Below are 23,740 nucleotides of genomic sequence, written 5' to 3'. Positions count from 1 at the left end.
AGGCCCCGCCGCGTGGTCAGTCCTTGATCAGGCCGGCCCGGCGGAGCGCCGCGGCCATCTCGTCGTTGACCGGGCCCTGCTGCTGGCGCTGGCCGCCGCGCTGATCGCCACGCTGGCCGCCGCCGGAGCCGCCGCGCTGGCCGCCGCCCTGTCGCTGGCCGCCGCCGGATCCGCCGCGCTGCCCGCTGCCGGATCCGCCGCGCTGGTCGCCGCGCTGGCCGCCACCGGACCCACCGCGCTGATCGCTGCGCTGCCCGCCGCCGGAGGACCCACCTCGTTCGTCGCCACCGGAACCGCCGCGCTGCTCACCACCGGACCCGCCGCGCTGGTCCCCACGCTGGCCGCCGCCACGCTGATCGCCGCCACGCTGGCCGCCGGAGCCACTGCCACCGCCGGAGCCACTGCCACCGCCGCCGGGGCCGCCGCCCTGCCTCTGCTGGCCCGGCCGGCCGTCCTCGCGGGGTCGCCGCTGCGCCGGCTCGTCGGTGAGCCGCATGGTGAGCGAAATCCGCTTTCGCGCCTCATCCACCTCGACAACGCGAACTTTCACGACATCGCCTGATTTGACGATGTCGCGCGGATCTTTCACGAAATTGTTGGAGAGAGCGGAAACGTGGACCAGCCCGTCCTGGTGCACGCCGACGTCGACGAACGCGCCGAACGCGGCCACATTGGTCACCACGCCCTCGAGAACCATCCCCGGCTTGAGGTCGGCGATCTTCTCGACCCCCTCGGCGAACGTCGCGGTCGTGAACTCCGGCCGCGGGTCCCGCCCCGGCTTGTCCAGCTCCTTGAGGATGTCCGTGACGGTCGGCAGGCCGAAAGCGTCGGTCACGAACTGCTCCGGCCGCAGCGCCCGCAGCAGCGGCGAGTTCCCGATCAGCGTCTTGATGTCCGCCTTGGCGCTGGCCAGGATCGTGCGGACCACCGGGTACGACTCCGGGTGCACCGCGGAGGCGTCCAGCGGGTCGTCCCCGTCCAGGATCCGCAGGAAGCCCGCGCACTGCTCGAACGCCTTCGGCCCGAGCCGAGCCACCTTCTTGATGTCGCTGCGGGTCTTGAACGGCCCGTTCGCGTCCCGGTGCAGCACGATGTTCTCGGCCAGGCCCGCCCCGATGCCGGAGACCCGGGTCAGCAGCGGCGCCGAGGCCGTGTTGACGTCCACGCCCACCGCGTTCACGCAGTCCTCCACGACCGCGTCCAGCGACTTGGAGAGCTTCGACTCGGCCAGGTCGTGCTGGTACTGCCCGACGCCGATCGAGCGTGGGTCGATCTTCACGAGCTCGGCCAGCGGGTCCTGGAGCCGGCGGGCGATCGAGACCGCGCCGCGCAGCGACACGTCCATTCCCGGAAGCTCCTGGGCCGCGTACGCCGAGGCGCTGTAAACCGACGCGCCAGCCTCCGACACCATCACCTTGGTCAGCTTGGCCTCGGGGTGCCGTTTGATCAGCTCGGCGGCCAGCTTGTCGGTCTCCCGCGAGGCCGTGCCGTTGCCGATCGCGATCAGGTCGACCTTGTGCACCGAGGCCAGCGCCGCGAGCCGGTGGATCGACTCGTCCCACTTGTTCTGCGGCACGTGCGGATAGATCGTGTCGGTCGCGACCACCTTGCCGGTCGCGTCGACCACGGCCACCTTCACGCCGGTGCGGAAGCCCGGGTCGAGCCCCATCGTGGCGCGGGTGCCGGCCGGGGCGGCCAGCAGCAGGTCGCGCAGGTTCGCCGCGAAGACCCGCACCGCCTCGTCCTCGGCCGCCTGCCACAGCCGGACCCGCAGGTCGGCGCCGAGGTGGATGAGGATCCGGGTGCGCCAGGCCCAGCGGACCGTGTCGACCAGCCAGCGGTCACCGGCCCGGCCCTGGTCGGAGATGTTGTTCCGGCCGGCGATGCGCGCCTCGAAGTAGCCCTCGTCCTCCTCCGGGTGCGGTTCCATGGTGAGGTCGAGGAAGTCCTCCTTCTCACCGCGGAACATCGCCAGGATCCGGTGCGAGGGCAATTTCCCGTACGGCTCGGCGAAGTCGAAGTAATCGGCGAACTTCGCGCCCTCGGTCTGCTTGCCGTCGCGCACCTTGGCCACCAGCCGCCCGCGGGTCCACATCTGCTCCCGCAGGTCACCGATGAGGTCGGCGTCCTCCGCGAAACGCTCGATGAGGATCGCCCGCGCACCGTCCAGAGCGGCCGCATCGTCGGCCACGCCCTTGTCGGCGTCGACGAACGCCGCGGCAGTCGCGCGCGGGTCCAGGGTGGGGTCACCGAGCAGCTGGTCGGCGAGCGGCTCGAGGCCGGCCTCGCGGGCGATCTGCGCCCGGGTCCGCCGCTTCGGCTTGTACGGCAGGTAGATGTCCTCGAGGCGCGCCTTCGAGTCGGCGGCGAGGATCGCCTGCTCGAGCGCGTCGTCGAGCTTGCCCTGCGAGCGGATCGACTCCAGCACCGCGGCCCGGCGCTCCTCGAGCTCGCGAAGGTAGCCCAGGCGCTCCTCGAGCGTACGCAGCTGCGTGTCGTCGAGGGTTCCGGTCACCTCCTTGCGGTAGCGGGCGATGAACGGCACCGTGGCCCCGCCGTCGAGCAGATCGACCGCCGCGGTGACCTGGCCTTCCCTGACCCCGAGCTCCGAGGCGATGCGCTGATGGATAGCTGTCGTCACGCCGACGATTGTGTACGAGCCGCTCGGCGGTTGTCGCGCCACCCCGCTTGATGATCACCCGCGCGGCGTCCGGAGAGCGCCCACAGGGCCGCTTCGGTACGCGACGAGGCCCCCGTCTTGCGCAGAAGGTTAGACACGTGGACCGTCACGGTCCGCACCGATATGCCCAGCGCGGCGGCGATCTGCTTGTTCGACATCCCCTCGGCGAGCAGGCCGAGCACCTCGCGCTCGCGGGCGGTCAGATCCGCGTCATCGCTGCGAATGGTCAAAACATTCGAACCCTCAATGGCCAGAAGTTCGCTCAATCGATATGGATTGCCCTCGGTGCGCCGCCACACGGCCTCGGCCAGCTCGGGCGAGGACGCTTCCCCTCCGTACACGTGCTGGAGGATCTCGCCGATCTGAGCCGGCAGCAGACCGCTCAGATGGCGTCGCACGGCGCCGGGTCGTCCGGTGAGGCGCGCGAGCGTGCGCTCGGTTAGCTGAGGCGAGACCGCGGCCCCGGCCGGCTGGCTGGTCACCAGGAGAAGAGCGGGCAGGTCCGTCGTGGCGAGCTCCGCGACCAGGTTCAGGCTGGCCGGGTCAAGAGCATGAAGATCCTCGACCACGAGTACGGCGGGAGCACCGCCGACAAGAGCACGAACGGTCGTGACCGCGATCCGCAGCAGAGCGTCGGGAGTGTACCGCTCACGGGGGACATCCGGGTCCTGTTTGAGCCAGGAGAGCGCGTCGACGGGCACGTCCAGTCCCGTCGAGTCACAACCGGCCAGAACCGCCGCGAGCCAGTCATAGGGCGCCGGGGAGTGCACACGGGCGGTCCCGGCGAGCACGTTCGTCGTTTCGATCCCCCGCAGAACGGCCGCCACCAGGGCACTTTTCCCAGTTCCCGCGGCACCGGTGACGACCGCCGTGATCGACTGTCGGTGGTCGCGCACGTGGGCCCACGCCCGCCGCAACTCCGCCACCGCGGGCGCCCGCCCCACCATCGGCATCGCCATCATCAACACACACTACGTAGGAGGTACTAGAGACATCTCCTCAGCCCTTTGGCAGTCTTGTCACATGACGCTTGTTGTCCGGGCGGTCGCCGCCACCGACCAGGGACTCGTAAGGTCCAACAACGAAGACGCGGTTTTCGTCGGCAACCGCCTCCTCGTGGTCGCGGACGGCATGGGCGGCCTCCCCGCCGGCGAGTTGGCCAGCGACATCTTGGTCCGCGCGCTCGGCGTCGTCGACGAGATGCCCGACACCGGCGAGCCGCTGCAAGACTTGATCGCCGCCCTCCAGACCGCGAACGAGCGCATCGAGGCGGCCATCGCCGACGACGACGCCCGCGACGGCATGGGCACCACCGTCACCGCGCTGTTGCTCTCCGGCGACCGGGTGGCGGCCCTCAACGTCGGCGACTCGAGGTGCTATCTGGTCCGCGACAACGAGCTGACCCAGATCACCAAGGACGACACGTACGTGCAGGCCCTGGTCGACCAGGGCGTGCTGACCCCCGACGACGCCCGCCGCCACCCCCAGCGAGCCCTGGTCACCCAGGCCGTCCAGGGCGGCCCCTTCCGCCCGGCGGGCCGCATGGTCCCGGTCGCCCCCGGCGACCGTTTCCTGCTGTGCAGCGACGGACTGTCCGACTATGTGGAGGACAGCGTGATCCTGCAAACTCTGCTCACCAACCCCGACCGCAAAACCGCCGCCGCCGAGCTGGTACACCGAACCCTGGAAAACGGCGCCCCCGACAACGTCACGGTCATAGTCGCCGACGTAGCCGAGGCCTAGCCCCAGCCCGCCCGCGCTTCCCGCCGCCGGGCCCGTCGTGGCACCTCCGCCCCGCGAATCGCGCGCGTCGGGCGCTCTTGCCTACCGTGTGCGGCCGGTCGGCCTTCAACGGCATCTGAGCCCGGCGGTGGCATCAACCCCCTGGCGGCTCGGCGGACGCGTGCGGTGGTGGTGGTTCAGGCTTGGCGGTCGAACGCGCCTGACCGGCCCGCCGAGCGCGAGGCCCAGCGCGACCACTGGCGCGCCGCGCTGGCGGCCGTTGTCGAGGCGCTGGAACGAGCCAGGCGCTGGGCGCCGAGCGCCCGGCTGGCCGGAGGCGAGCGCCGAGCCTGCGGCCGGCCCGTGCCGAGCGGCGGGCCAGTGGCCTGCGCCCAGCACGCAGCCTGCGCCCAGCACGCAGCCTGTACCCAGCACGCAGCCCGGGCGCGTCTAGGGCGCGACCCACCCGGCGCTCTTGCACGCCGCCGTGAGGTTGTCGGCGGCCGTCTTCCACGCCGAGCCGCCCGCGCCGGCCGCGTTGCCCATCTCGGCCGCCCGCTGCTGGATGTTCTTGTTGTCGGTCTTGCCCGACGAAGCCGTCACCTTGTCCGCCAGCGCCAGCCGCTCAGTCTTCGTATCGGCCTTGCCATAACCCGCCGCGAAGTCGTCACAGGCCTGCTTGCCCGCCGCATCGAGCCCACTCTCCTGATTACGGTCGCGGGACTTGCTCACCATGATCGCGATGATGATGAGCGCGGCGATCGCGATTATCGTGACCAGGCGCTTCGACGGCTTCTTCACATGCTTTTTCTACCCTACTGTCCACCATCGAGCTTCCGGAGCAGCCCCTTCGGAGCGATGGCCCGGTAGGCGTCCGTGCACACCTCGGCGATCTCGTCCCAGTCCGGATCCCGGTCGAGCCGCACTGCCAGCCACCCCCGATGCCCCACATAGGGCGGCCGGAAGAACCGCGCCGGATCCGCCGCGATCAGCTCCGCCTGCACCCCGGGCCCCGCCGCACACCACAGCTGCGGAAACCCGTCCCCGTGATGCCCATCGACCATCAAATGAACAAACCCCCGCTTCCCCCGTACGAAGTAAGCCGGCGACCCGTGGCTGTCCCGCTCCTCGACCTCGGGCAGTCCCAGGCAGATCCCCCGCACCCGCTCCTCGATCGACACGGCTACCCCAGTGCCGCGCGGTAGATCTGCGCGTACTTGTCGAGGATCTTGTCGATCTCGTCCACGGAGGCCTCGGTCAACATGCCGAACAGCTCGTGATAGAGCTCCACCTCGGCAGCCGCCCGGGAGGTCACCAGCTCGTGGAACAGGTCGAACATCAGCAGGTCATGGTCCAGCAGCTCGAACGAGTTGTTCGGGGCGACCCGGAGAGCGGCGTCGGCCGGGATGATCCGGATGGACACGTTGTCCTGGCCGGAGATCTCCCGGATCCGGCGGATCTGCGCCAGCATGTCCTCGGGACTCACCAACCTGTTGACCAGGACGGATTCCGTCATCAGGAAGTGGAAGCGCTTGTCGGCGTGCTTGAGGATCTGCTGCCGCCGGAGACGGCCCGCGACCGCCGACATCAACTCCGCCTCGGGGCCGGCCGTTCCGAACAATCCGAAGAGTCGGAGCGGTGTTCGCATGACAGCCTCGGCGTAGCCGGACGTCTGCAGGAGACCGGGCACGACCGTGGGCTGGAACACGCGGACCTCACGGCTGGACAGTTCGGCCCGGCCGACTTCGTCCTGTTTCCGGGTCACACCGGGCTGATCGCGGCGCCGCCTCGGTGCGGGCGGCCGCCCGGCGCGCCGGCCCGCGAGCCGCACCAGTCGCTCCGTCTCCGGCGCCTCCAGGCCCAGGCCGTCCGCCAGCAGACGGACATCGGCGGGCGTCACGGCCGTGCGGCCGGTCTCGACGCGGGAGATCTTCGCCTGGCTCCACCCCACCCGCGCGGCAAGTACGCCACCCGTCCACCCCAAGCGCTCACGATGAGCCCGCAGCAGCGAACCGACTTCCTCCGTCGCGCCGGAGAGAGCGGGGAGGCCGGATTCCTCGGACATTGTGGACACCGGCCTCCCTCACGTACCTCTGATCAAGCGATGCCCGCCGCGCGCGCCGCGCGGACCAGCAGGTCGTGCGGGATCTCCACGAGCTGCTCGCCGCTCGGCACGGACACGCCGGCGGCCTCGGCACCGACCGGGTACCCCTGCACGAGGATCGTGCCCTGGTCGGTCGCGAAGATCGTTGGGCAAGTGCCACCCGTGCAGGTGGCCAACACCCTAAGAGAGGAATTGTCAGGTTCAGTCATGATATTAGGTTGCCCTATCCGCCACGGTCGATTTCTGCTGGGGGCGAATATTGCCACACCTGCCTGCAAGGAGGGCAGACCTTGCAGACACATGCACGATGATTCTGATCTGGTGCAGCGGCATGCGCAAGTACGAAGGCGCATCACCTGAATTCTGGTTGCAAGACCAGAATTTCGCGTGCATATTCAGCGGTAGGGCCCACATCAGGATCGATGAACCCGCGCTCTACGCCGCGGACGTCGCCACGAGCGACACCCTCGAGGAGGTCCGTCATGCTGCCGAGTGAATCCCTGCTCTACGCCTCGCTGGCCGGTTGCTGCGCCTTGCTCGCCCTCCGGCTCGCCCGTGAAGTCCTGGTGGCGATGGAGGCGGTGGTCCGGGTCGCGGCGGCCGTGGCGGGCATCGGCCTGGCCGTGGGCGCGAGCCTTGTCTTCGCCGTCGTCGCCGTCGTCGTGCGATGAACGCGGCCGTGGTGTGCGCCGTGCTGGCGACCCTGATCCTGGTCGTGGTCGTCGAGGTGGTGGCCGCCGTCCTGCCCCTCGTCCTGGTCATCGCGCTGGTCAAGCCGGACGAGCGACCGGCGTTGGCAGAGGTGCTTGCTGCCGCCGACTCCTCCCGGCGGCTGCGGCTGTGGCCGGCGCTCCGTATCGCGGTGGCCGTCCGGCGGCGCCGGCTCCGGAGAGTGCGGTGACAGCGGCCGTCAGAGCTCGAGAAACTCGCGCAGGGCGTCCTCGACGGCGTTCATCGTGCCGGGCGCCACGTAGCCCAGGTTTTCCTTCAGCGCGCCCCGGTCGAGGATCTGCACCAGGCTCGGGATGCTCACCGATCCCCCGGCCAGCGGGTCGTCGCCGCACAGGTGGACGCCGAGCGGGCGCTGGTCGCGCGTGATGGCCAAGGCCCAGATCGCCAGGGACGGGATCGCGTTGTACTCGTCGTTGCTGATCACCAGGACGTGATGCAGGTCGGCGCCCTGGACGAACGACCAGACCTGCCCGCGCCTCACCATCGGGTGCCCCGCAGCGCGATCTCGTTCGAGGCCGAGGCGTCGGGGCACGAGCCGGACCGGCGCAGGAACTCGCCGAAGTCGCGGGCCGCGGCGCGCTGGCGGGCCCGCCGGGCCTCCGGGAGGATCCGCCGGACGGCCGAGGTGACGGCGGCCGAGGCGTTTCCGCTGCTCTGCAGGTATGCCGCCACGTCGTCGGGGACGCTGATGCTGAGTTTGACGGTCATACTTTCATCCTACCGATAGGTCTAAGGGTTTGCGGATCAGGGGCCGCTCAGGGCAGATCCCGATGTTGCCGGGGCGCGCGAGCGGCGACTCTTGAATCACCACAGCAACCGCTTCGGAGAAAGAAAGCGAGAACCCCATGAACTCGGTGCACGACTCGATGAGCCGTCAGGGCCTGGTCCGGCCGCGGGAGGGTCGCATGCTCGGCGGCGTCTGCGCCGGGCTGGCGCGGCGCTTCGGGCTCGACCCGTGGATCGCCCGGCTGCTGTTCGTCCTGATCCTGCTGGCCATTCCGGGCAGTCAGATCCTGGTCTACCCGATCCTGTGGATCCTGATGCCCTCGGAGAAGCCCGCCTACGTCACCGCGTACCCGCCCGCCGTCTGAGCGTAAGCCCAGCACGGAGCGGTGATGTGGGCCCGGCTGCCGCCGGTTCGTCCGGCGGCAGCACCCGGGCCCGCCGCCCAAAACCAAAACCAAGACCAAGACCACAAGACCCCAGCACGAGTACGGCGAGAAGCAGCGCGAAGGGGAGAGCGCCAACGGCTTCCACGAGCCCGGCGAGCCACTGCTGCATCCGCCCCGCAAAAGCGACCACCGGATCGTGGCCCGCGTACCGCAGATCGCGGGCCAGTCGCAGCTCGTACCAGCCGTAGTAGGCGACGTACAGGCCGGACAGCAGCAGGATCGCTCCGCCGAGACGGGGCACGAGGCCCAGGAAGCGCCGGGCCCGTGCCACCAGCGAGACCCGCAGCAGGGCGACCGCGACGGCCGTCACGCCGACCACCAGGCCCATCCCGGCGGCGTAGGAGACGTACAGCAGCAGGCCGTCGCCGATCGATCCGGCGCGCAGGCTGGAGACGACCAGAGCCAGGAACGGCCCGACCGCGCAGCCCAGCGACGCGATCGCGTACGCCATGCCGAACAGCACCATCGACCAGGCCGAACCGGTCAGCTCGGGCGCGCGTACGGACGGAAATGCCGGAAGCGCGCCGCCCAGAGCGAGCCACCCGCCGAGCCCGGCCAGGGCGAGGCCGAAGGCCACGGTGACCCACGGCAGATGCGGCTGGATCGCGCCGGCAATGGGCGTGAGCGCGAGCCCGAAGGCGCCGAACACGGCGACGTAACCCACGGTCAGCGCCAGGGTGCACCGCAGCGCCCGCGCGACCGCCCGGCCCGGCTCGGCCGGATTCGAGGAGATCAGGACCGAGAGGTACGCGGGCAGCAGCGCGAAACCGCAGGGATTGACCGCCCCGAGCATGCCGGCGCTCAGCGCGAGCAGGGCGCCGGCCGCCACGTCACGCCACCAGCGATTTGACCTCGGCGGTCAGCTGCAGGTCGTCCAGGTAGCCGGTGCGGACGACCTTGCCGGTGCGGTCGAGGAAGACGTACGTGCTCTGCTGTTTGATCTTGAAGCGTTTCCAGATGGCGCCGGCCTGGTCGTCGAGGTGCGGGACGTTGCCGACGTTGAGGTCCGACACGAACGCGTGCATGGCCTTGTTGTCGCCGAGGCCCGCGATGCCGAGGATGCTGAGCCGGCCCTGATACTCCTTGGCGATGTCGCTGATGCTCTGCGCCTCGCTCGCGCAGGTCGCGCACCACGGCGCCCAGAACCACAGAATGGTCGGCTTGCCCGCCATCGCGGTGGCGTCGAAGGCGGCGCCGTCGAGCGTCCTGCCGGTGAAACGCAGCGTGTCCGGAATCGCGCCGGCCGTGGCCGCCGCGACGGCCGGGAGGGACGCCGGCGTGATCGGCGCTGAGGCCGGGGTCACCACCGGCGCCGCGCAACCGGCCAGCGTGGCGGCGAGAAACACCGGCAGGATCCGTCTCACAGGGTCGCCTGCGCGTCGTCGAGCCGCAGCGCCAGCGCCGGGCACACGTTGACCGCCTTGCGGGCGCCCATCTCCAGCCACGGCGGCAGCGGCGTCTGCGGGAACGCCGGGAAGCCGTTGGCGTCGAGCCGGATGATCTCGGGGGCGACCGCCGAGCAGAGACCGTGCCCGTCGCACCGCGACCAGTCCAGAGCGAGTTTGCGCGCTCCGGTCTCCGCCGTGTACGGCAGCGGCAGGATGCCCCGCACCGCCTTGCCGCAACCCTCGCCGTTGGTGTGCGCGTCCACGTCCCTGGCGAACACCTCCAGCGCGGAGAGCGCGAACCGGGCCGTGCCGTCGGGGTGGCTGCACGCGCCGCGGCCCTTGACCACACCGGCCGCCTGGCGCACGTTCTCCACCGCGTTGCCGCCGAGCGACACCAGGGTGACCGCCCGGGCCAGGTCGGGCAGGCCCAGCCGGCACGGGCCGCACTGGCCGGCCGACTCGCCCGCGAGGTACTGCACGACCTGGGAGACCTCGCCGAGCGGGCAGGTGTTGGAGCCGATCGGGATGAGCATGCCGGCGCCGAGCGTGCCGCCGACCTTCGCGAAGCCCTTACGGGAGATCGTGACGGTCTTCGCGGCCTCGGCGGTGATCCACTTGCCGTGGTAGCCGCCGACCAGCAGGCCGGGGCCGATGTCGGCGCCGCACATGTTGAGCACGTCCAGGAGCGGGGTGCCGCTGGGCGCCTCGACGACGGCGGGGTTGGTGGCCGACCCGCCGACGGTCAGCATCACGGTGCCCGGCTCCTCGGAGATGCCGACCGCGTTGTACTCCCACGGCCCGAGCCGCGCCGCGATCGCCAGTTGCGAGAACGTCTCCGCGTTGGACAGCAGCGTCGGCAGGCCCATCACGCCGTTGTCGCTGGAGCGCACCTTACGGCCGGGCGGGATGTGGGCCTCGCCGTTGATGCCGCGCACCAGCGCGCCACCCTCGCCGGAGATGAACCGGTGCGGGACCGTCACGATCCGGGTCGGGCAGGGCATCCGCCGCTCGGCCAGCGCCGCGGTGATCGAGCTCTGGCCGATGCCGTCGTCGGCGATGCCGATGACGATCTCCTCGGCGTCCAGCGCGGCGGCCGCGAGCGCGGCGCCGTCGAGGATCAGGTGCGGCGCCCGGGTGAGGACCGCCTTGTCCTTCCAGGACGCCGGCTCGCCCTCGGTGCCGTTCACCACGATCACCGGGGGCAGGTCCTGCCGGCGGCAGGAGTCGAGCACCGCGCGGACCTTGCGGGCGAACGGGAAACCCGCGCCGCCGCGGCCACGCAGCTCGATCCGGTCGGCGAGCCCGATCAGCTCGCCGGAGGACAGCGCGGCGAACCCGCCGTGGACCTCCTGGTGGGCCAGGAGGTCGAGGCGGCCGTACTCATCCATGCCCGCGGTGATCCGCGGAACGCCGATCGCGGTGACCGGCGGAACCTGGGCGGTGCTCAATTCGCTTCCCCTCGCAGCTGCGACCAGTACTGGTCGTCAGCGACGTCGTCGTCCTCCCGTCCGCGGCCACCACGGCGGGCCCCCCGGCCGGCCTGCCCGCGTACGGGTTCCTGCTGCTGCCGCCGCGCCCGGCGCGAGGCCATGTCGACCAGTGTCGGGGTGTCGTCGTCCTCGTCGGCGAGGTCGACGAACCCGCTGCGGCTGTGCCGTCCCGAGTCGGCGCGGTCGAGGTCGGCGCCCCGGTCGCGCCGGGCCCGGGGCGCCTCCTCCGCCTCCCCGCCGTAGCGGGGCTCGTAGCGGGCGCTCCGGCGGTCGTCGCCGCGACCGTCGTCGTCGTACCGGCCGCCGCGCTGGCGGGGCACGTCGTCGTAGTCGGGCTCGGCCCGGCGGCGCCCACGCGGGGCGTCGTCGTACATCGGCATCGGCTCCGGGGCGGCTCGGCGCCGGGAGCGGGGGCCGGGCTCGTCGAAGTCGTCGACCTCGACGCGGCGCATCCGGGTGCTGGTGTCGTCCATCTCGACCCGGCGCATCCGGGTCGACGTGTCCTCCATCTCCGATCGGCGCATCCGGGTGCCGGTGTCCTCGAAGTCGGGGCGCCGCATCCGGGTGGACGTGTCCTCGAAGTCCGGTCGGCGCATCCGCGTCGACGTGTCCTCGAGGTCGGGGCGGCGCATCCGGGTCGAGGTGTCCTCGCCGGGATAGCGGCGGCCGCGCGCGGCCGGCTCGTCGTACTCGATCTCGTCCTCGAAGCCGCCGCGACGCTGGCGTGGCGGTCCGGCCGGCGCGACCAGTTCCGCCCGTTCGGCCACCGGCATCGGCGGGGCCGACGGCTGGAACGTGTCGACCACCGCTACCGGGCCGAGGACCTGGGGCTCGGGTTCGGGCTCGCGGCGGCGCGGCTTCTTCAGGGCCGGGGACGTGGTGGGCACCATGTTCCCGGCCGGCCGCATCGTGCCGGCGCCGGCGGACGACGAGAAGTCCTTGTTGCGGTTGAGGCTCACCGACAGGCGTACGGCCAGGCCGACCAGCACCGCCAGGATGCACAGGATGTAGCTGACGATGACCCACGCCTTCGCGGGCCGGCCGGCGGCGAGGCCGTGGACCAGGGCGATCGGCCACATCAGGTACGAGATGGCGTGGATCGCCCGCCACATCCAGGGCCGGCCGCGCCCGATGAACCGCGACCGGGCGATGCCGGTCCACATCACCAGGATCATGATCCAGCCGGAGAGCGTGCCGAAGCCGACGTACAGGCGGTTCCCCTGGCTCAGGAACGGGACGAAGATGTCGATCACCGTGATGTGCGACTCCGCGATCTTCGTCCAGACGTGGATGAAGAGGGCGGTCACCGCGATCAGGCCGGTGGTGCGGTGGGTGGACTGCAGCAGCACCCGTTGCCGGATCGACAGGACGAGCCGGTCGGTGGAGACCAGGCCGACCATGATGGTGATCGACAACGCCACGAGCGTGATCACGCCCATGTAGAACTCGGCGTACATGTAGAAGTACACGTAGCCGACCCTGCCGGGCGCCGTCATCATGGCCACCGCCCAGACGGCGGCGAGCACGCTGACGACCAGGATCAGCACGGCGCCCTTCGACGCCGGCTTCGTACCGGTAGCACCGACGTCGACAGCAACACGATTGGCGGATCGCTGGTTGTTACCTGTCCGGGCCATTGACTCCTCGTTCTCCGCAGCGGGTCACGTCCCGGTGGGCGTCGGGACGCCGGCATCCGTGGGGGATGCCCCGTGCTTCACGTTCTGCGGGCCGGTCGCCGGTCTCCCGGTCCTTGCCCTCCCCCATCTACGTGTGGCGCCCTGGTTCGGATGAACGTCTCGGCCCGAATTTGTCGGCTAGTTTCCACAGTCGCGGCCGGCACCGCCGATGAGCTGGGCGGATACCGGCCGGTAACCGGCAACTAAGCAAAAAATAAGGTCCGTCGTAGAGTGTCCCGGCGCACCGGATGAACCTTTCACCGTCACGGCACGAACCATCCAGTGCGCACGTGCGCGCCTGTTCGTCTGTACGCGCACTCATGTACGTGCACCGAGGAGATGATCGTTCATGCGACACCGGGTATCGGCACGGGTCACCACCGCGCTGGGACTGGTCGCCGCCTCTGTGGCCGTTGCCCTGGCCACATCCACGGCGCCGGCCTCGGCCGACGTCGACGGTTTCCAGGTGGCGATGGGCCAGACGCCCGCCACGTTCACCATCGGTAAGGAAGCGCGCACTCTCACCGCCGTCGCCTCCACCGACCGCGAGCGGCGCTGCTTCAAGGTACACTGGGCGCTGGTCATCCGGACCGACGGGGTTAGCCTCGATCAAATCAGGGTCAACCGCATAGAAAACGGACAAACTTTTCGCGTACGCGCCCAGCTCGGCGCCGACGAGGCCCGCATCACGGACGTCGCGCCCGACCCCGGTCAGCTCTGCCGTAACCAGACGGTCACCGGCCGCTGGGACATCTCGTTCGTCGGGCCCGACAACGGCCGGGTCACCTTCGAGGCCCGGGCGCTGGACGGCGGGCGGGTGCTGAGCTCGGCCGACGCGAGCAGCCGGGTGGTCACCGCGGTGGCGGCCAAGCCGAGCGCGAGCGCGTCCGCCTCGCCCTCGCCGGCCGGGGACGCCACCGAGCAGGCCGTCGCCGACGAGACGCCGATCGCCCAGCGGTCGTCGACGTCGGCCGCGCTCGTCCCGACCGGTGGCACCCCGAGCGTGCTGGGGCCGGGCCTGATCATCGGGGCGGTGCTGGTCTTCCTGGGCGTGGCGCTGCTGCTGCGGATCCGCAGCCGCAACCGCAAGGCGGATCCGGCCTGGCAGGCGCAGACGCAGACGCTGCCCACCGGCTTCTACTCGATGCCGCAGGACCGTCGCCGCCGCCGATAAATTTCAGTTAAGACTGTTTACCGATGCCCGGCGCGGGGGCTACCTTGAGCCCATGCGCCGGGCATTGATTGTTCTCGCTGGCTTGCTGCTCCTTGCCGGGTGCTCGGGCTCGCCCTCCCCCGTCACCTCGGCCGGCCCCGCCTCCGCTCGGCACACGGAGGCCGACATCGCCTTCGTCCGGGCTCTCATCCCGCATCACCAGCAGGGGATCACTCTCGCCTCGGCGGTCGCTTCCGCTCTCGCGGCGCAACCGGAGGGCCGCACGCTGGCCTCGGCGATCATCGCCACCCAGCAGGACGAGGTCGTACGGATGACCGGCTGGTTGCGCGAATGGTCGGCGCCGGCCCCGCCGCCGGCCTCGCCCGCTCCGGTCGCCGGCGATCCGGTCCGGACGCTGATCGCGCACCAGGAGGAGGCGATCAAGCTGGCGCAGGAGGAGCAGGCCGGAGGGACCAACCCGGCGGCGCTGGCCTTCGCCCGGCAGGTCATCGAGTCCCGCACCGAGGAGATCGCGCAGTTGCGGAGCTATCTCGGCTGATCCAGTCCGGCTTGCCCCCGCATGGCATTTGGCATAGAACGTCATGCATGCGTTCTTGGGAGATCGCGCAGGCGTGGTTCGAGATGTGCCGAACGGGGGACGAGGAGCGATTTGCCGAGCTGACGACGGAAGACTTCATGTATCACGGGCCCGGCGGGATCGGGGACCGGACCACCTTCATCGACTGGCTGCACTGGTATCCGACCGCCTTCGCCGACCAGCGGCCCAGCCTCGAGGACGTGATCGCCAGCGGCGACCGGCTCGTGGTGCGGTACGTCGTGCGGTCCACCTATCAGGGGGGCTATCTCGAGCTGCCGCCGCGCGGCCAGCACGTCGAGGAGACCGGGATCATCATCTACCGGCTCGACGACGGGCGGGTCGCGGAGACCTGGTTCGAGGGCAACGACCTCGAGGTGGCCCAGCAACTCGGGGGGCGGGTGGCGCTCACGTAGCGGTCCGGCGCTCCGGCGCTCTCAGGAAAGCGCTTGCCTACATCGATGAGTGTTGATTGAATGGCGGCATGGCGCTCGATCGGAGAATGTTGCTGCGTGCCGCTGTCGGCGGTGCGGTCGCCGGCGCGTACGGGATGGGCTGGTCCTCGGCGACGCATGCCGGCGGCCGCCCACCTCGCCGGACCATTTTCGTGGCCGGGGATTCGACGGCCGCGACCTACGCGACGGCGGACGTGCCCCGCGCGGGCTGGGGCCAGGCGCTGCCGGTGTTCCTGCGGCCCGAGATCGCCGTGGTCAACGCGGCGCTGTCCGGCGCCAGTTCGAAGAGCTTCGCCGACCTGGGCCGGCTCGACCTGATCCTCGCCGCGATCCGGGCCGGCGACCTGCTGCTGGTCTCCTTCGGCCACAACGACGAGAAGACCGACGACCCCGCCCGCGGCACCACGCCGTACGGAACGTTCCAGGAGTACCTGCGGCTCTACCTCGACGGCGCCCGGGCTCGCCGGGCCCATCCGGTCCTGGTGACGCCCGTGGAGCGGCGGCGCTTCACCGCGGACGGCGTCCCCTACCTGTCACACGGCGAGTACCCCGACGCCATGCGCGCCCTGGCCGAATCGACGAGAACGCCGCTGATCGATCTGACCGCGCTGTCGTTCGCGCTCTGGGGGTCGCTCGGTCCCGACGCGACGAAGGACTATTTCCTCTGGCTGGACGCCGGCGAGTCTCCGAACTACCCGGACGGGGTCGCCGACAACACGCATTTCCAGGCGCACGGCGCGATCGAGGTGGCCCGCCTGGTGGCCCAGCACGGCTGCACGATCCCGGGCCGCGACTTCGTCGCCCTGCACAACCCCGCCATCCCCGACGACTCGCTGACCTGGCCACCAACCCGGCCCGCCGAAAGCTGACGCCCGGACGGCCGCACCTGCCGCGTCGGCCCTGCCCGCCGCGCTGGCGCTCCTCGCTGTGCCGGCTCTGCCCGCCGCGCCGGCCTCCTTGCGGCGCCGGCCTTCCTGGCGCCGCCGTTGCGGGTCCCGGCAGAATGGCGGGTCGTGCGGATTCCCAGCGATGCCGAGATCCGGTCCCTGCACGAGCGATTCGCGCCCGGCCCGGCCGCCCTCGACGTGGTGCTCACCCACTGCGAGATCGTGGCCGGGATCGCCGCCCAGCTGCTCGCCCGCGACAACCTCGGCCTGGACGCCGCACTGGTGCGGGCCGGATGCCTCCTTCACGACATCGGCGTCTACGGCCTCTACCGGCCCGACGGCTCGCTCGACCACACGAACTACCTGCGCCACGGGATCCTCGGCCACGACCTGCTCCGCGAACTCGGCCTTCCCGAGCCGATCTGCCGCTTCTGCTCGTGCCACACCGGCGTCGGCATCACCCGCAAGGACATCGAGCAGCAGGGACTCCCCCTGCCGCCCGGCGACTACGTCGCGCTCACCGGCGAGGAGCGCCTCGTCATGTACGCGGACAAGTTCCACAGCAAGACGACCCCGCCGACGTTCGTCACCGCCGCCACCTACCTCGACGATGTCCGCAAGTTCGGCGAGGACAAGGCCGCCATCTTCGCCGCGATGGTGGCCGACTACGGCGAACCCGACCTCGCACAGTTGGCGGCCGCCCACCGGCACCCCATTCGCCGACTCCCCTAACGTGACGCTCGCAGCCACGAGCCCAGCAGCGGAAGTACGCGGTCGGCCTGCATGGCGGTCATGTGGTCGGCGCCAGGCAGGAGCTCGACCGTCCAGCCGAGGGATTCCAGCTCGGCGCGGTGGGTTCGCAGCGGGCCGGCCATGTCCACTGCCAGGTCGTCCCACTGCGGGCCGTACGCGATCGTGTCCTTGTCGCCGGCGAAGGCCAGGCGCGGCACCCGCAGCCGGGCGAGCGCGGCCCGCTCGTCGAAATCCCGGAGCGACTCGTAGAGGGTGACGTACTGCTGCGTCTGGTCCGGCGTGCGGGTGAACGGGACGCTCTCCCAATCCCCGGGGGTCGGCTCGCCCTTGGGTGCCGGCGGGTCGAGGGCCATGCGGTGGGCCACCCGGGTCACGGCGAGCATCGCGCCATACGGCCCGCCCAGCGGCGGGTAGCCGCCCATGGCCAGACCGGTCAGGCGATCGGTGCGGATCGCGAGCTGCAACCCGGCCAGGGCCAGCCACGAATAGCCGTAGTAGGCGAACCTCTCCTGACCGGCCGCGTCGGCCACGGCCAGCAGGTCCGCGGCGAGGGTGGTCGCATTGAGCGTGTGTGGCTGGGGGTGATCGGTCAGGTGAGCTTCCAGATCGGCTGCGATCACTCGGTGGCCGCCCGCCGCCAGGGCGGTGGCGAGAGTGTGGCCGGCGTTGGGGTCGCCGCCCCAGGCGCGGATCTCGTCGGCCGCCGGGCCCTCGAGAACGCGCGTGCTGACCGGCAGCAGGACGGCGGGGTGGTCGCCGTCGCCCAGCACCGTGACGTCGATGGATGATCCGTCGTGCAGTCGTGCGGTTGGCATGCAAAACACTATACGCTGTAAGGACTATGTCTTCCTCGACCGAAAAAGACCAGGTTCGCCGGCTGTGGCGGCACCGCGGGACGACGCTGCCCACACCCCGGCGCGGGCCTCGGCAGCAGCTCGGCCTCGACGAGATCCTCGACGCGGCGGTCGCGATCGCCGACGCCGATGGGCTGGCCGCGGTCTCGACCCGGGCGGTCGCGGCGCGCTTCGGCAAGACCGCGATGGCGCTCTATCCCTACGTGGGCGGCAAGGAGCAGCTGCTCGCGCTGATGCAGGACCACGCCTGCGCGCCACCCGACGGGAACGATCCAGGCACGAGCCTCGCGGACGACCTCGAGGCCTGGGCGACCGCGTTCTTCGAGGTGCACCTCGCGCACCCGTGGCTGGCCGAGCTCTCCTGGGCCGATTCGGGGCAGGGCCCCAACGAGCGCGACTGGCTGGAACGCCTGCTGAGCGTTTTGTCGCGCTGGGCGGCGCCGTCCGGCGCGCTTTCACCCACCATCACCATGCTGTACGCGACGGTGCGCGCCTGTGCCGAGACGGCGGCGGCCTATCGACGACTCGGGTCGGACGGCGCGGCGGCCTGGCGGGAGCGGGCCGAGGCGACCCGCGAGCTGCTCCCCGATCTGCCGGAACGGTATCCGCTCGCCACCGCCCTGCCACCGGTGACCACAGTGTGGCAGGACGCGCCCCGAGCCGGCCTCGTGGCGGCCGTACGGCTGCTGGCCTCCGCTCTATGAAGGGCTTGAGTTGCCCGCTTCCGGAGCGGAGGTGTCCACGGACGGGCCCAGCAGGAGGCGCAGGCTCTCCGTTCTCGAGAGCTCGTCGAGGTCGGGGTAGTGGAGGAGGAGACGTTCGAGCCGCTGAATCCGGTCCGGGGTGTTCGCCGTGGTGAGCAGGTACTCCAGGACGGGCGGCACGTCCGGCGCTTCGATGTGCGCCGCCAGCTTGCCGAGGATCGCGATCACGTCGGACGGGCGGAGGCGGTGGGCGTCCGCGAGCAGCGAGCGCAGCACGATGCCCAGACCGAGCCGGGAATCGGGATGCTCGATCGCCTCCGCCACCGACGCGGCTCGCTGGTAGGCGCGGGTGAGCTCGACCGGGCCGGCGTCCGAAGTGGACGTCATCCACAGGTGGATCAGGGCGTGCGCCATCGACTCGGTGCGGTCGTCCTCGGTGACGAACGTGCCGAGCGCGCTGGGGGCTCGGCGCAGCAACGGCTCGAGGGCGTGCAGGAGGGCGTCGTCGCTGAGGTTGTTGCTCAGATTCATCGACTTGAGTGCAGGGCCGAGGGCGAAGTTGGCGGTCAGGTACGTGGGCGGCGGGGTGCCGGGGGCGATCCGGTTGGACCAGTCGGGCTCGATCGGGGTCACCCCGGCCCGGCCGAGACCGATCACGAGGTCGCGGCGGCCCTCGTGCCACTCGCGGCGGACGGTCAGCGATTCCAGGGCCTCCAGCCACATGCCGCCGGGGATGGCGGCCCGCCATTGCAGGGCGCTCCCCCGCAGCCAGTCGGCGGGGTCGGCGGCGCCGGTGAACAGCTCGGTCGCGCGGAGCTCGCCGCCGCAGGCCAGGACCAGCAGGACGACGTTGAACGAGTAGGTCGCCATCCAGTGGTCGACGCGCTTCTCGACCGGGCGGTACGGGCCGGGAGTGTGGCTGGGGCGGTTCACGGCCTGGATCGCGCGGCGGACCAGTGAGGCGCGCATCGCGAGGCGTTCGTCGGGCGCGATCAGGCCGCGGATGAACGGGAGCACCGTGTTCCGCGCGGTCAGCGGGGTGTAGCCGAGCAGGGCCTGGATCAGGTCGTCCTCGCGGGGGCGGCGCAGGCGCGGGCCGCGGACGCCCACCGCCTCGAGCGCGACGACCTCGCGCAGCGACCGGACGAGCAGGCGGGCCACCAGGTACTCCCCGAACGTGGCGTGCAGGAACTCGTACGTATGAAGGATTTTGTCGTCGCGGAGCGCTTGCGCCCGCTGGATGAAGAAGAACCGGCCGACCGTCTCCTGCGCCGCGGTGAGCGGGCTGCGGAAGCTGTCGCCGGCGGCGACCCGCGACGGGGTCAGGTCGAGCCCGGCCAGGTCGTCGTCGAGCTCGCGCTCGCTGACCCAGAGCCGGTTGCGGTTGAACAGGGCGAATGCGACCGCCGAGAGCCGGACGAGTTCCTCCTCGACCAGTTCGGCCACATCGCCGTCCGGCCGTCCTGAGTAGACACGCTCGATCTCGCGGGCCGCGAACCGGGACAGCAGACGCTCGTAGAGCTGGCCGGTGTCGAGCGAGGCCGCGTCGTCGCGCAGGGCGTTCCCGGCGGCGTCGTAGAGGGCGAGCATGAGCAGCAGCAGCGGCTGTCCGGCCAGATCGCGGAAGCGGACCAGCACCTCGAGGTCGAGCGGTTCCCGGCCCGCCGCCGCGAACCGGGCGCGGTTGGCGTCGTTCCACACCTCGGCCCAGCGGGCGATCTGCTCGTCGTCGAAGGGCTCGAGCCGGACGACGAGGGCGCCGTCGGGCAGCCGCGCCCAGTCGGCCATCGTGATCCGGCTGGTCACCATCACGGCGACCGGGCGGCCCACCGCGGCCTCGCGCCGCTGGAACTCGGCGACGCGCCGCAGGTAGTCGGACTGGTGCAGGCCGGTCGCCTGGAGCAGCTCGTCGAAGCCGTCGAGCAGGATCACCGGCAGCGCGTCGCCGGCGTCGCGGGTCAGCGCGGCCCAGGCGACCGTCTCGCCGATCGCGGCGCGCAGCGCCTGCTCGACCTGGTCCTGGATGCCGGCCTCCGCGGCGACCTCGCGCAGCGGCACGCGGGCCACGAGGAAGTCGCTGGCCGGGAGGCGGGCCGCGAGGATGCGGGTCAGCGACGACTTCCCGGCGCCGGGCTGGCCGAGAAGCAACATCGGGGCCTCGGTCGCCTGGTCGGTGGTCAGGTAGGCGGCGAGGAAGGTGGGGAAGTCGGCGCGGACGTCGGTGTCCCACCAGTGCTCGGCGGACGGGCGGGCGCCGGGGCCGGCCGCCTTCACCCGGAACCGGGGATCCACGTAGGCCTCGCCGAGCGTGGGCAGTGCGAGGTCGCCGGCCTCGCCGCCGAGCACCGGCCGGTCCAGTTCGGCGCGATATGCCCGGGAGAGGGCGGCCCGATGCACGCCGGGGTCGCGGCCGGAGGTGGCCCGCACGAGGACCGCCTCGAGGCGTTCGAGGCCGCGCGCGGCGGCCCGGTCCTCCAGGTGGCCGGCCCAGATCGCGAACTCGGGGATCTCCTCGGCGAGCCGGCGGCGGGACTCGTCGTACCGCTCGACCGCTCGTCTCGGCAATCGATCGTGCAGCACCGTAAGGAGGCGAGCGTCGGACACGAACACGCGATTGGCCTGGTGGAAATACCAATCGGCCAGGTCGTCGAGCAAACCGGCATATGGTCGGTCCGCGGACGGCATCGGGATCTTCGCGGTGAGCAGCCGATACACCAGGCCTTCGCCGGGCGGGCCGCCGACTTGCGTGACCTGCTCCTCGCGGGACAGAGAGGAGGGGTCCGGCGAGGAGGAGGGCGGCGAGGAGGAGCCCGGCGCGGAGGAGGACAGCGACGCGGCGGCGAGGCACTCGTCGAGCGCCTCGAAGAAGGCGGCGACCGCCAGCATGCAATGCGCGGCCAGCAGCCGCTGGCTGCGGTCGTAGCGCCCCAAACCGCGTACGGAATCATTGAGGGAAGCGGTGAGAAGACCGCTCAGCCGCACCATCTCGGATTTGGCGTCGAAGAAGCCCAGAGCCGCGGAGCTGCCGCCGAGCGTGGCCACGGAGAGCGCCCCGCCGAGCAGGTTGTCGATCGCCTTGGCAAGCGGACCTTTCCCGCCGAGAATCCTGACGGCGTCGGCATAGGACAGTCCTTTCGGCATCGCACCATCCTCGCCGACCTACGCCACCGCGGGCATCCTCCCGAAGTCGAGCTCGGCGGCCGGCCGCCCGTAGTGGTATCCCTGCAGGTAGCGGTAGCCCAGGCGATAAAGGGCGTCCGCCTGCTCGGCCGTCTCGACCCCTTCGGCGACGGCGGCCAGGCCGAGCCCGTCGGCAAGCCGGATCAGCGCCTCGGCGATGACCGTCTGCCGCCCGGCCGAGGTGATGTTGTCGACGAACGACTTGTCGACCTTGATCGTGTTCACCGGGACGGTCTGCAGTAGCCCGAGCGACGAGTGCCCGGTGCCGAAGTCGTCGAGAGCGATCCACGCGCCCAGGGCGCGCAGCTCGTGCAGCGTGGTCACGGCCGGGCCGCCCTCGAAGACGGCCGTCTCGGTCACCTCCACGACCAGGCAGGAGGCGGGCAGACCGGTATCGGCCAGGACCCGCGCCACCAGGGCGGCGAAGCCGGGCCGGGCCAGTTGCTTGGCCGAGACGTTGACGCTGACCCGGGCCGGCGCGGCGTCGCCCAGCTCCCGCCGCCACGCGGCCAGCCGGGCGCACGCCGTCTCCAGGATCCAGGCGCCCAGTTCGACAATCAGACCATTTTGCTCGGCGACAGGTATGAACTCCGCGGGGCTGACCACGCCACGCGCGGGGTGCTCCCAGCGCACCAGCGCCTCAACCGCCCGGGTCCGGCCGGAAGGGAGCTCGACGATCGGCTGATAGACCATGCGGAACTGGCCGGTGTCCAGCGCGGTGCGCAGTTCGGCGCCGATCCGGGCGTACGCGGTGGACCGCTCGTCGAGGGCCGGGGTCCACCGGCACACCGACCCGTCGGCCAGCTTCGCCGCGTGCATCGCCGCCTCGGCCTGGCGCAGCAGCTCCACCGGGCCGAGCCCGGCGCCGCCGGCGAGCCCGATGCTGACCCCGATGAGCAGGTCACGGCCGTCCGCGGTGATCGGCTGCCGGAGCGCATCGGCGAGGGCGTGGGCCAGTTCCCTGGCCTCGTCGGCGCCGGCATCGCTCAGCAGCACGGCGAACTCGTCGCCGCCGGTGCGGGCGACCAGCGCGCCGGACGGGACGGTGGCCGCGAGCCGGGCGGCCAGAGCGGCGAGGACCTGGTCTCCGGCGGGCCGGCCGAGCTCGTCGTTGACGCTCTTGAAGCCGTTGAGGCCGAGCAGGGCGATCTGGGGGCAGAACGTCGCCGGCGCGCCGGTCACCGCCAGCTCGAGGCGGCGGCGGTTGGCCAGCCCGGTGAGGTCGTCGGACATGGCTAGCCGGCGCATCGTGCGCATGAAGAACGAAATCCGCACGGTGACCAGCAGGAACATCAGGACGGATCCGACCGCGAGGGTGTGCCGGTCGATGGCATCGCCGCCGACCCACGGCAGGAGCAGCAGCGCCGGGGCCACCATCGTGGCGATACCGAAGACGACCAGGCGGGCCGGCCGCGCACCGTCGCCGGCCTTGGCGCGGGACTCGGGCGCCGTCATCGACGGGTGCAGCGCCGCCGCGCCCCAGCCGAGGTACGACAGCAGGAAGCCCACGTTGATCGCCGGGACGTCCGCGTTCGCGTAGAGCGAGACCAGCGAGAAGGCCGTGTCGGCGGCGAGCACGAGCAGCGCGGCGGCGCCGATCAGCCGGGTGCTGACCGTGCTGCCGCCGGCGCCGGTGAACAACCGGGCGAGCATGGCCAGCAGCAACACGTCGGCGGACGGGTAGGTGGTGCCGATCCAGCGCTCGAGCGTCGAGGTGACCGACTCGGCGGCGACCGGGTGCAGGACGAAGACCCAGAACGCCAGCCCGAGACCGGTGGCGATGATCGCGGCCTCGAGGAGCCCGGTGGCGCCGCGGCCGCCGCGCCGGCGCACGAGCAACATCAACCCCACGACCATCAGCGGGTACGAGGAGAGGTAGAAGACGTCGGCGACGGAGGGGTACGGCTCCTGGTGCAGGACGAGGTCGTAGAACTCGTAGACCAGGTCGCCGAGCACGGAGACCAGCTGCCCGGCGGCGAACCAGTACCACATGGCGGGTCGCGCGGGCCGGTGCAGACGCACCCCGGCCAGGATCGCGAGACTCGAGATCAGGCCGATCGCGTTGTAGCCGAGGGTGGCGGCGAGGGAGCCGGACGGCACCATTACGTAGGCGAGGATGGCGACCAGGCCACCGCCGAGCCACCACCGCCAGAACCGATTCCTGCTCACGTACCACTGTCGACCGGCGCGGGCCG

Annotated in this window: 26 protein-coding genes; 11 read left to right on the top strand and 15 right to left on the bottom strand. The window is 71.3% G+C overall.

The window, feature by feature from the left end:
* Positions 1–16: 16 nt before the first annotated feature.
* Positions 17–2,641: a Tex family protein gene (locus tag A3CQ_RS0113090; RefSeq protein WP_026205645.1), complete on the bottom strand. Its 2,625-nt coding sequence runs from the start codon at positions 2,639–2,641 to the stop codon at positions 17–19.
* Positions 2,638–3,642, bottom strand: coding sequence for a helix-turn-helix domain-containing protein (locus A3CQ_RS0113085; RefSeq protein WP_020511388.1), 1,005 nt, complete (start codon positions 3,640–3,642; stop codon positions 2,638–2,640). The genes A3CQ_RS0113090 and A3CQ_RS0113085 overlap by 4 nt, the downstream gene beginning before the upstream one ends.
* Positions 3,643–3,703: 61 nt before the next feature.
* On the opposite strand from A3CQ_RS0113085, the gene A3CQ_RS0113080 reads away from it, so the two are divergent.
* Complete coding sequence (locus A3CQ_RS0113080) at positions 3,704–4,423, top strand: PP2C family protein-serine/threonine phosphatase (RefSeq protein ID WP_020511387.1); 720 nt, start codon at positions 3,704–3,706, stop codon at positions 4,421–4,423.
* Between the two features lie 429 nt (positions 4,424–4,852).
* Here the strand turns inward: A3CQ_RS0113080 and A3CQ_RS0113075 are convergent, their stop codons facing one another.
* From A3CQ_RS0113075 to A3CQ_RS0113060, 4 genes are read right to left on the bottom strand one after another with little or no spacing between them, the layout of a single operon-like run.
* Positions 4,853–5,203 carry a hypothetical protein gene (locus A3CQ_RS0113075; protein ID WP_020511386.1) on the bottom strand — a complete coding sequence of 117 codons (351 nt, stop codon included), beginning with the start codon at positions 5,201–5,203 and terminating at the stop codon, positions 4,853–4,855.
* A 14-nt stretch (positions 5,204–5,217) separates the two neighbouring features.
* Positions 5,218–5,583, bottom strand: a complete 366-nt coding sequence (locus tag A3CQ_RS0113070) for an MmcQ/YjbR family DNA-binding protein (RefSeq protein ID WP_026205644.1) — start codon at positions 5,581–5,583, stop codon at positions 5,218–5,220.
* A 2-nt stretch (positions 5,584–5,585) separates the two neighbouring features.
* On the bottom strand, positions 5,586–6,467 hold the full coding sequence (locus tag A3CQ_RS52650) for a helix-turn-helix domain-containing protein (protein WP_040432263.1): 882 nt from the start codon (positions 6,465–6,467) through the stop codon (positions 5,586–5,588).
* Between the two features lie 32 nt (positions 6,468–6,499).
* A complete protein-coding gene (locus A3CQ_RS0113060) occupies positions 6,500–6,715 on the bottom strand; it encodes a hypothetical protein (RefSeq protein ID WP_051115233.1) in 216 nt (71 codons plus the stop codon).
* A gap of 98 nt (positions 6,716–6,813) precedes the next feature.
* Between A3CQ_RS0113060 and A3CQ_RS0113055 the strand changes: the two genes are divergently transcribed.
* The 3 genes from A3CQ_RS0113055 to A3CQ_RS0113045 are packed head-to-tail and all read left to right on the top strand — an operon-like array spanning position 6,814 to position 7,407.
* Positions 6,814–7,002, top strand: a complete 189-nt coding sequence (locus A3CQ_RS0113055) for a hypothetical protein (RefSeq protein WP_020511382.1) — start codon at positions 6,814–6,816, stop codon at positions 7,000–7,002.
* Entirely contained in the window at positions 6,989–7,177 is a 189-nt protein-coding gene (locus tag A3CQ_RS0113050; protein ID WP_020511381.1) for a hypothetical protein, read from the top strand. The genes A3CQ_RS0113055 and A3CQ_RS0113050 overlap by 14 nt, the downstream gene beginning before the upstream one ends.
* Positions 7,174–7,407, top strand: a complete 234-nt coding sequence (locus A3CQ_RS0113045) for a hypothetical protein (RefSeq protein WP_020511380.1) — start codon at positions 7,174–7,176, stop codon at positions 7,405–7,407. The genes A3CQ_RS0113050 and A3CQ_RS0113045 overlap by 4 nt, the downstream gene beginning before the upstream one ends.
* A 9-nt stretch (positions 7,408–7,416) precedes the next feature.
* Here A3CQ_RS0113045 and A3CQ_RS0113040 read toward each other — a convergent pair whose 3' ends face one another.
* Both A3CQ_RS0113040 and A3CQ_RS52645 read right to left on the bottom strand, forming a co-directional pair.
* Positions 7,417–7,722 carry a type II toxin-antitoxin system PemK/MazF family toxin gene (locus A3CQ_RS0113040; protein ID WP_020511379.1) on the bottom strand — a complete coding sequence of 102 codons (306 nt, stop codon included), beginning with the start codon at positions 7,720–7,722 and terminating at the stop codon, positions 7,417–7,419.
* Entirely contained in the window at positions 7,716–7,946 is a 231-nt protein-coding gene (locus A3CQ_RS52645) for a hypothetical protein (RefSeq protein WP_020511378.1), read from the bottom strand. The genes A3CQ_RS0113040 and A3CQ_RS52645 overlap by 7 nt, the downstream gene beginning before the upstream one ends.
* 137 nt (positions 7,947–8,083) lie before the next feature.
* Here A3CQ_RS52645 and A3CQ_RS0113030 point away from each other — a divergent pair, with 137 nt between their 5' ends.
* Positions 8,084–8,329: a PspC domain-containing protein gene (locus tag A3CQ_RS0113030; RefSeq protein WP_020511377.1), complete on the top strand. Its 246-nt coding sequence runs from the start codon at positions 8,084–8,086 to the stop codon at positions 8,327–8,329.
* Here the strand turns inward: A3CQ_RS0113030 and A3CQ_RS0113025 are convergent.
* The 4 genes from A3CQ_RS0113025 to A3CQ_RS0113010 are packed head-to-tail and all read right to left on the bottom strand — an operon-like array spanning position 8,304 to position 12,835.
* A complete protein-coding gene (locus A3CQ_RS0113025; RefSeq protein ID WP_020511376.1) occupies positions 8,304–9,239 on the bottom strand; it encodes a cytochrome c biogenesis CcdA family protein in 936 nt (311 codons plus the stop codon). The two genes, A3CQ_RS0113030 and A3CQ_RS0113025, sit on opposite strands and share 26 nt — an antisense overlap.
* Position 9,240: 1 nt before the next feature.
* Positions 9,241–9,774, bottom strand: a complete 534-nt coding sequence (locus tag A3CQ_RS0113020; protein WP_020511375.1) for a redoxin domain-containing protein — start codon at positions 9,772–9,774, stop codon at positions 9,241–9,243.
* On the bottom strand, positions 9,771–11,246 hold the full coding sequence (locus A3CQ_RS0113015) for an NADH-quinone oxidoreductase subunit NuoF family protein (protein WP_020511374.1): 1,476 nt from the start codon (positions 11,244–11,246) through the stop codon (positions 9,771–9,773). Before A3CQ_RS0113015 ends, A3CQ_RS0113020 begins: the two co-directional genes overlap by 4 nt.
* Positions 11,243–12,835 carry a ferric reductase-like transmembrane domain-containing protein gene (locus A3CQ_RS0113010; protein WP_245577210.1) on the bottom strand — a complete coding sequence of 531 codons (1,593 nt, stop codon included), beginning with the start codon at positions 12,833–12,835 and terminating at the stop codon, positions 11,243–11,245. Before A3CQ_RS0113010 ends, A3CQ_RS0113015 begins: the two co-directional genes overlap by 4 nt.
* Positions 12,836–13,313: 478 nt before the next feature.
* Between A3CQ_RS0113010 and A3CQ_RS57310 the strand changes: the two genes are divergently transcribed.
* From A3CQ_RS57310 to A3CQ_RS0112985, 5 genes are all read left to right on the top strand, one after another.
* The gene (locus A3CQ_RS57310) at positions 13,314–14,138 is read left to right on the top strand and encodes a hypothetical protein (RefSeq protein WP_020511373.1); all 825 of its coding nucleotides are present in this window, start codon (positions 13,314–13,316) and stop codon (positions 14,136–14,138) included.
* Positions 14,139–14,190: 52 nt separating this feature from the next.
* Positions 14,191–14,676 (top strand): DUF305 domain-containing protein, encoded by a 486-nt coding sequence (locus tag A3CQ_RS0113000; protein ID WP_084699039.1) that lies wholly within the window; start codon positions 14,191–14,193, stop codon positions 14,674–14,676.
* Between the two features lie 47 nt (positions 14,677–14,723).
* A complete protein-coding gene (locus A3CQ_RS52635; protein ID WP_020511371.1) occupies positions 14,724–15,128 on the top strand; it encodes an ester cyclase in 405 nt (134 codons plus the stop codon).
* Positions 15,129–15,196: 68 nt separating this feature from the next.
* Positions 15,197–16,036, top strand: a complete 840-nt coding sequence (locus A3CQ_RS0112990) for a rhamnogalacturonan acetylesterase (protein ID WP_026205641.1) — start codon at positions 15,197–15,199, stop codon at positions 16,034–16,036.
* A gap of 144 nt (positions 16,037–16,180) precedes the next feature.
* Positions 16,181–16,786 (top strand): HD domain-containing protein, encoded by a 606-nt coding sequence (locus A3CQ_RS0112985; protein ID WP_020511369.1) that lies wholly within the window; start codon positions 16,181–16,183, stop codon positions 16,784–16,786.
* Here A3CQ_RS0112985 and A3CQ_RS0112980 read toward each other — a convergent pair.
* Positions 16,783–17,622: an alpha/beta fold hydrolase gene (locus A3CQ_RS0112980; RefSeq protein WP_020511368.1), complete on the bottom strand. Its 840-nt coding sequence runs from the start codon at positions 17,620–17,622 to the stop codon at positions 16,783–16,785. The genes A3CQ_RS0112985 and A3CQ_RS0112980 overlap by 4 nt on opposite strands.
* 26 nt (positions 17,623–17,648) lie before the next feature.
* Between A3CQ_RS0112980 and A3CQ_RS0112975 the strand changes: the two genes are divergently transcribed.
* Positions 17,649–18,365, top strand: coding sequence for a TetR/AcrR family transcriptional regulator (locus A3CQ_RS0112975; RefSeq protein ID WP_020511367.1), 717 nt, complete (start codon positions 17,649–17,651; stop codon positions 18,363–18,365).
* On the opposite strand, the gene A3CQ_RS0112970 is transcribed toward A3CQ_RS0112975, so the two are convergent.
* Complete coding sequence (locus tag A3CQ_RS0112970) at positions 18,360–21,506, bottom strand: NACHT domain-containing protein (RefSeq protein WP_020511366.1); 3,147 nt, start codon at positions 21,504–21,506, stop codon at positions 18,360–18,362. The genes A3CQ_RS0112975 and A3CQ_RS0112970 overlap by 6 nt on opposite strands.
* Positions 21,507–21,524: 18 nt before the next feature.
* Positions 21,525–23,714, bottom strand: a complete 2,190-nt coding sequence (locus tag A3CQ_RS0112965) for a putative bifunctional diguanylate cyclase/phosphodiesterase (RefSeq protein WP_020511365.1) — start codon at positions 23,712–23,714, stop codon at positions 21,525–21,527.
* Positions 23,715–23,740: the final 26 nt, after the last annotated feature.

It is taken from the genome of Paractinoplanes globisporus DSM 43857 (assembly GCF_000379645.1).
Taxonomy (GTDB): Bacteria; Actinomycetota; Actinomycetes; order Mycobacteriales; family Micromonosporaceae; genus Actinoplanes; species Actinoplanes globisporus.
Note: the sequence above shows the minus strand (reverse complement) of the source record. Positions and strands in the feature narration are given on the sequence as shown.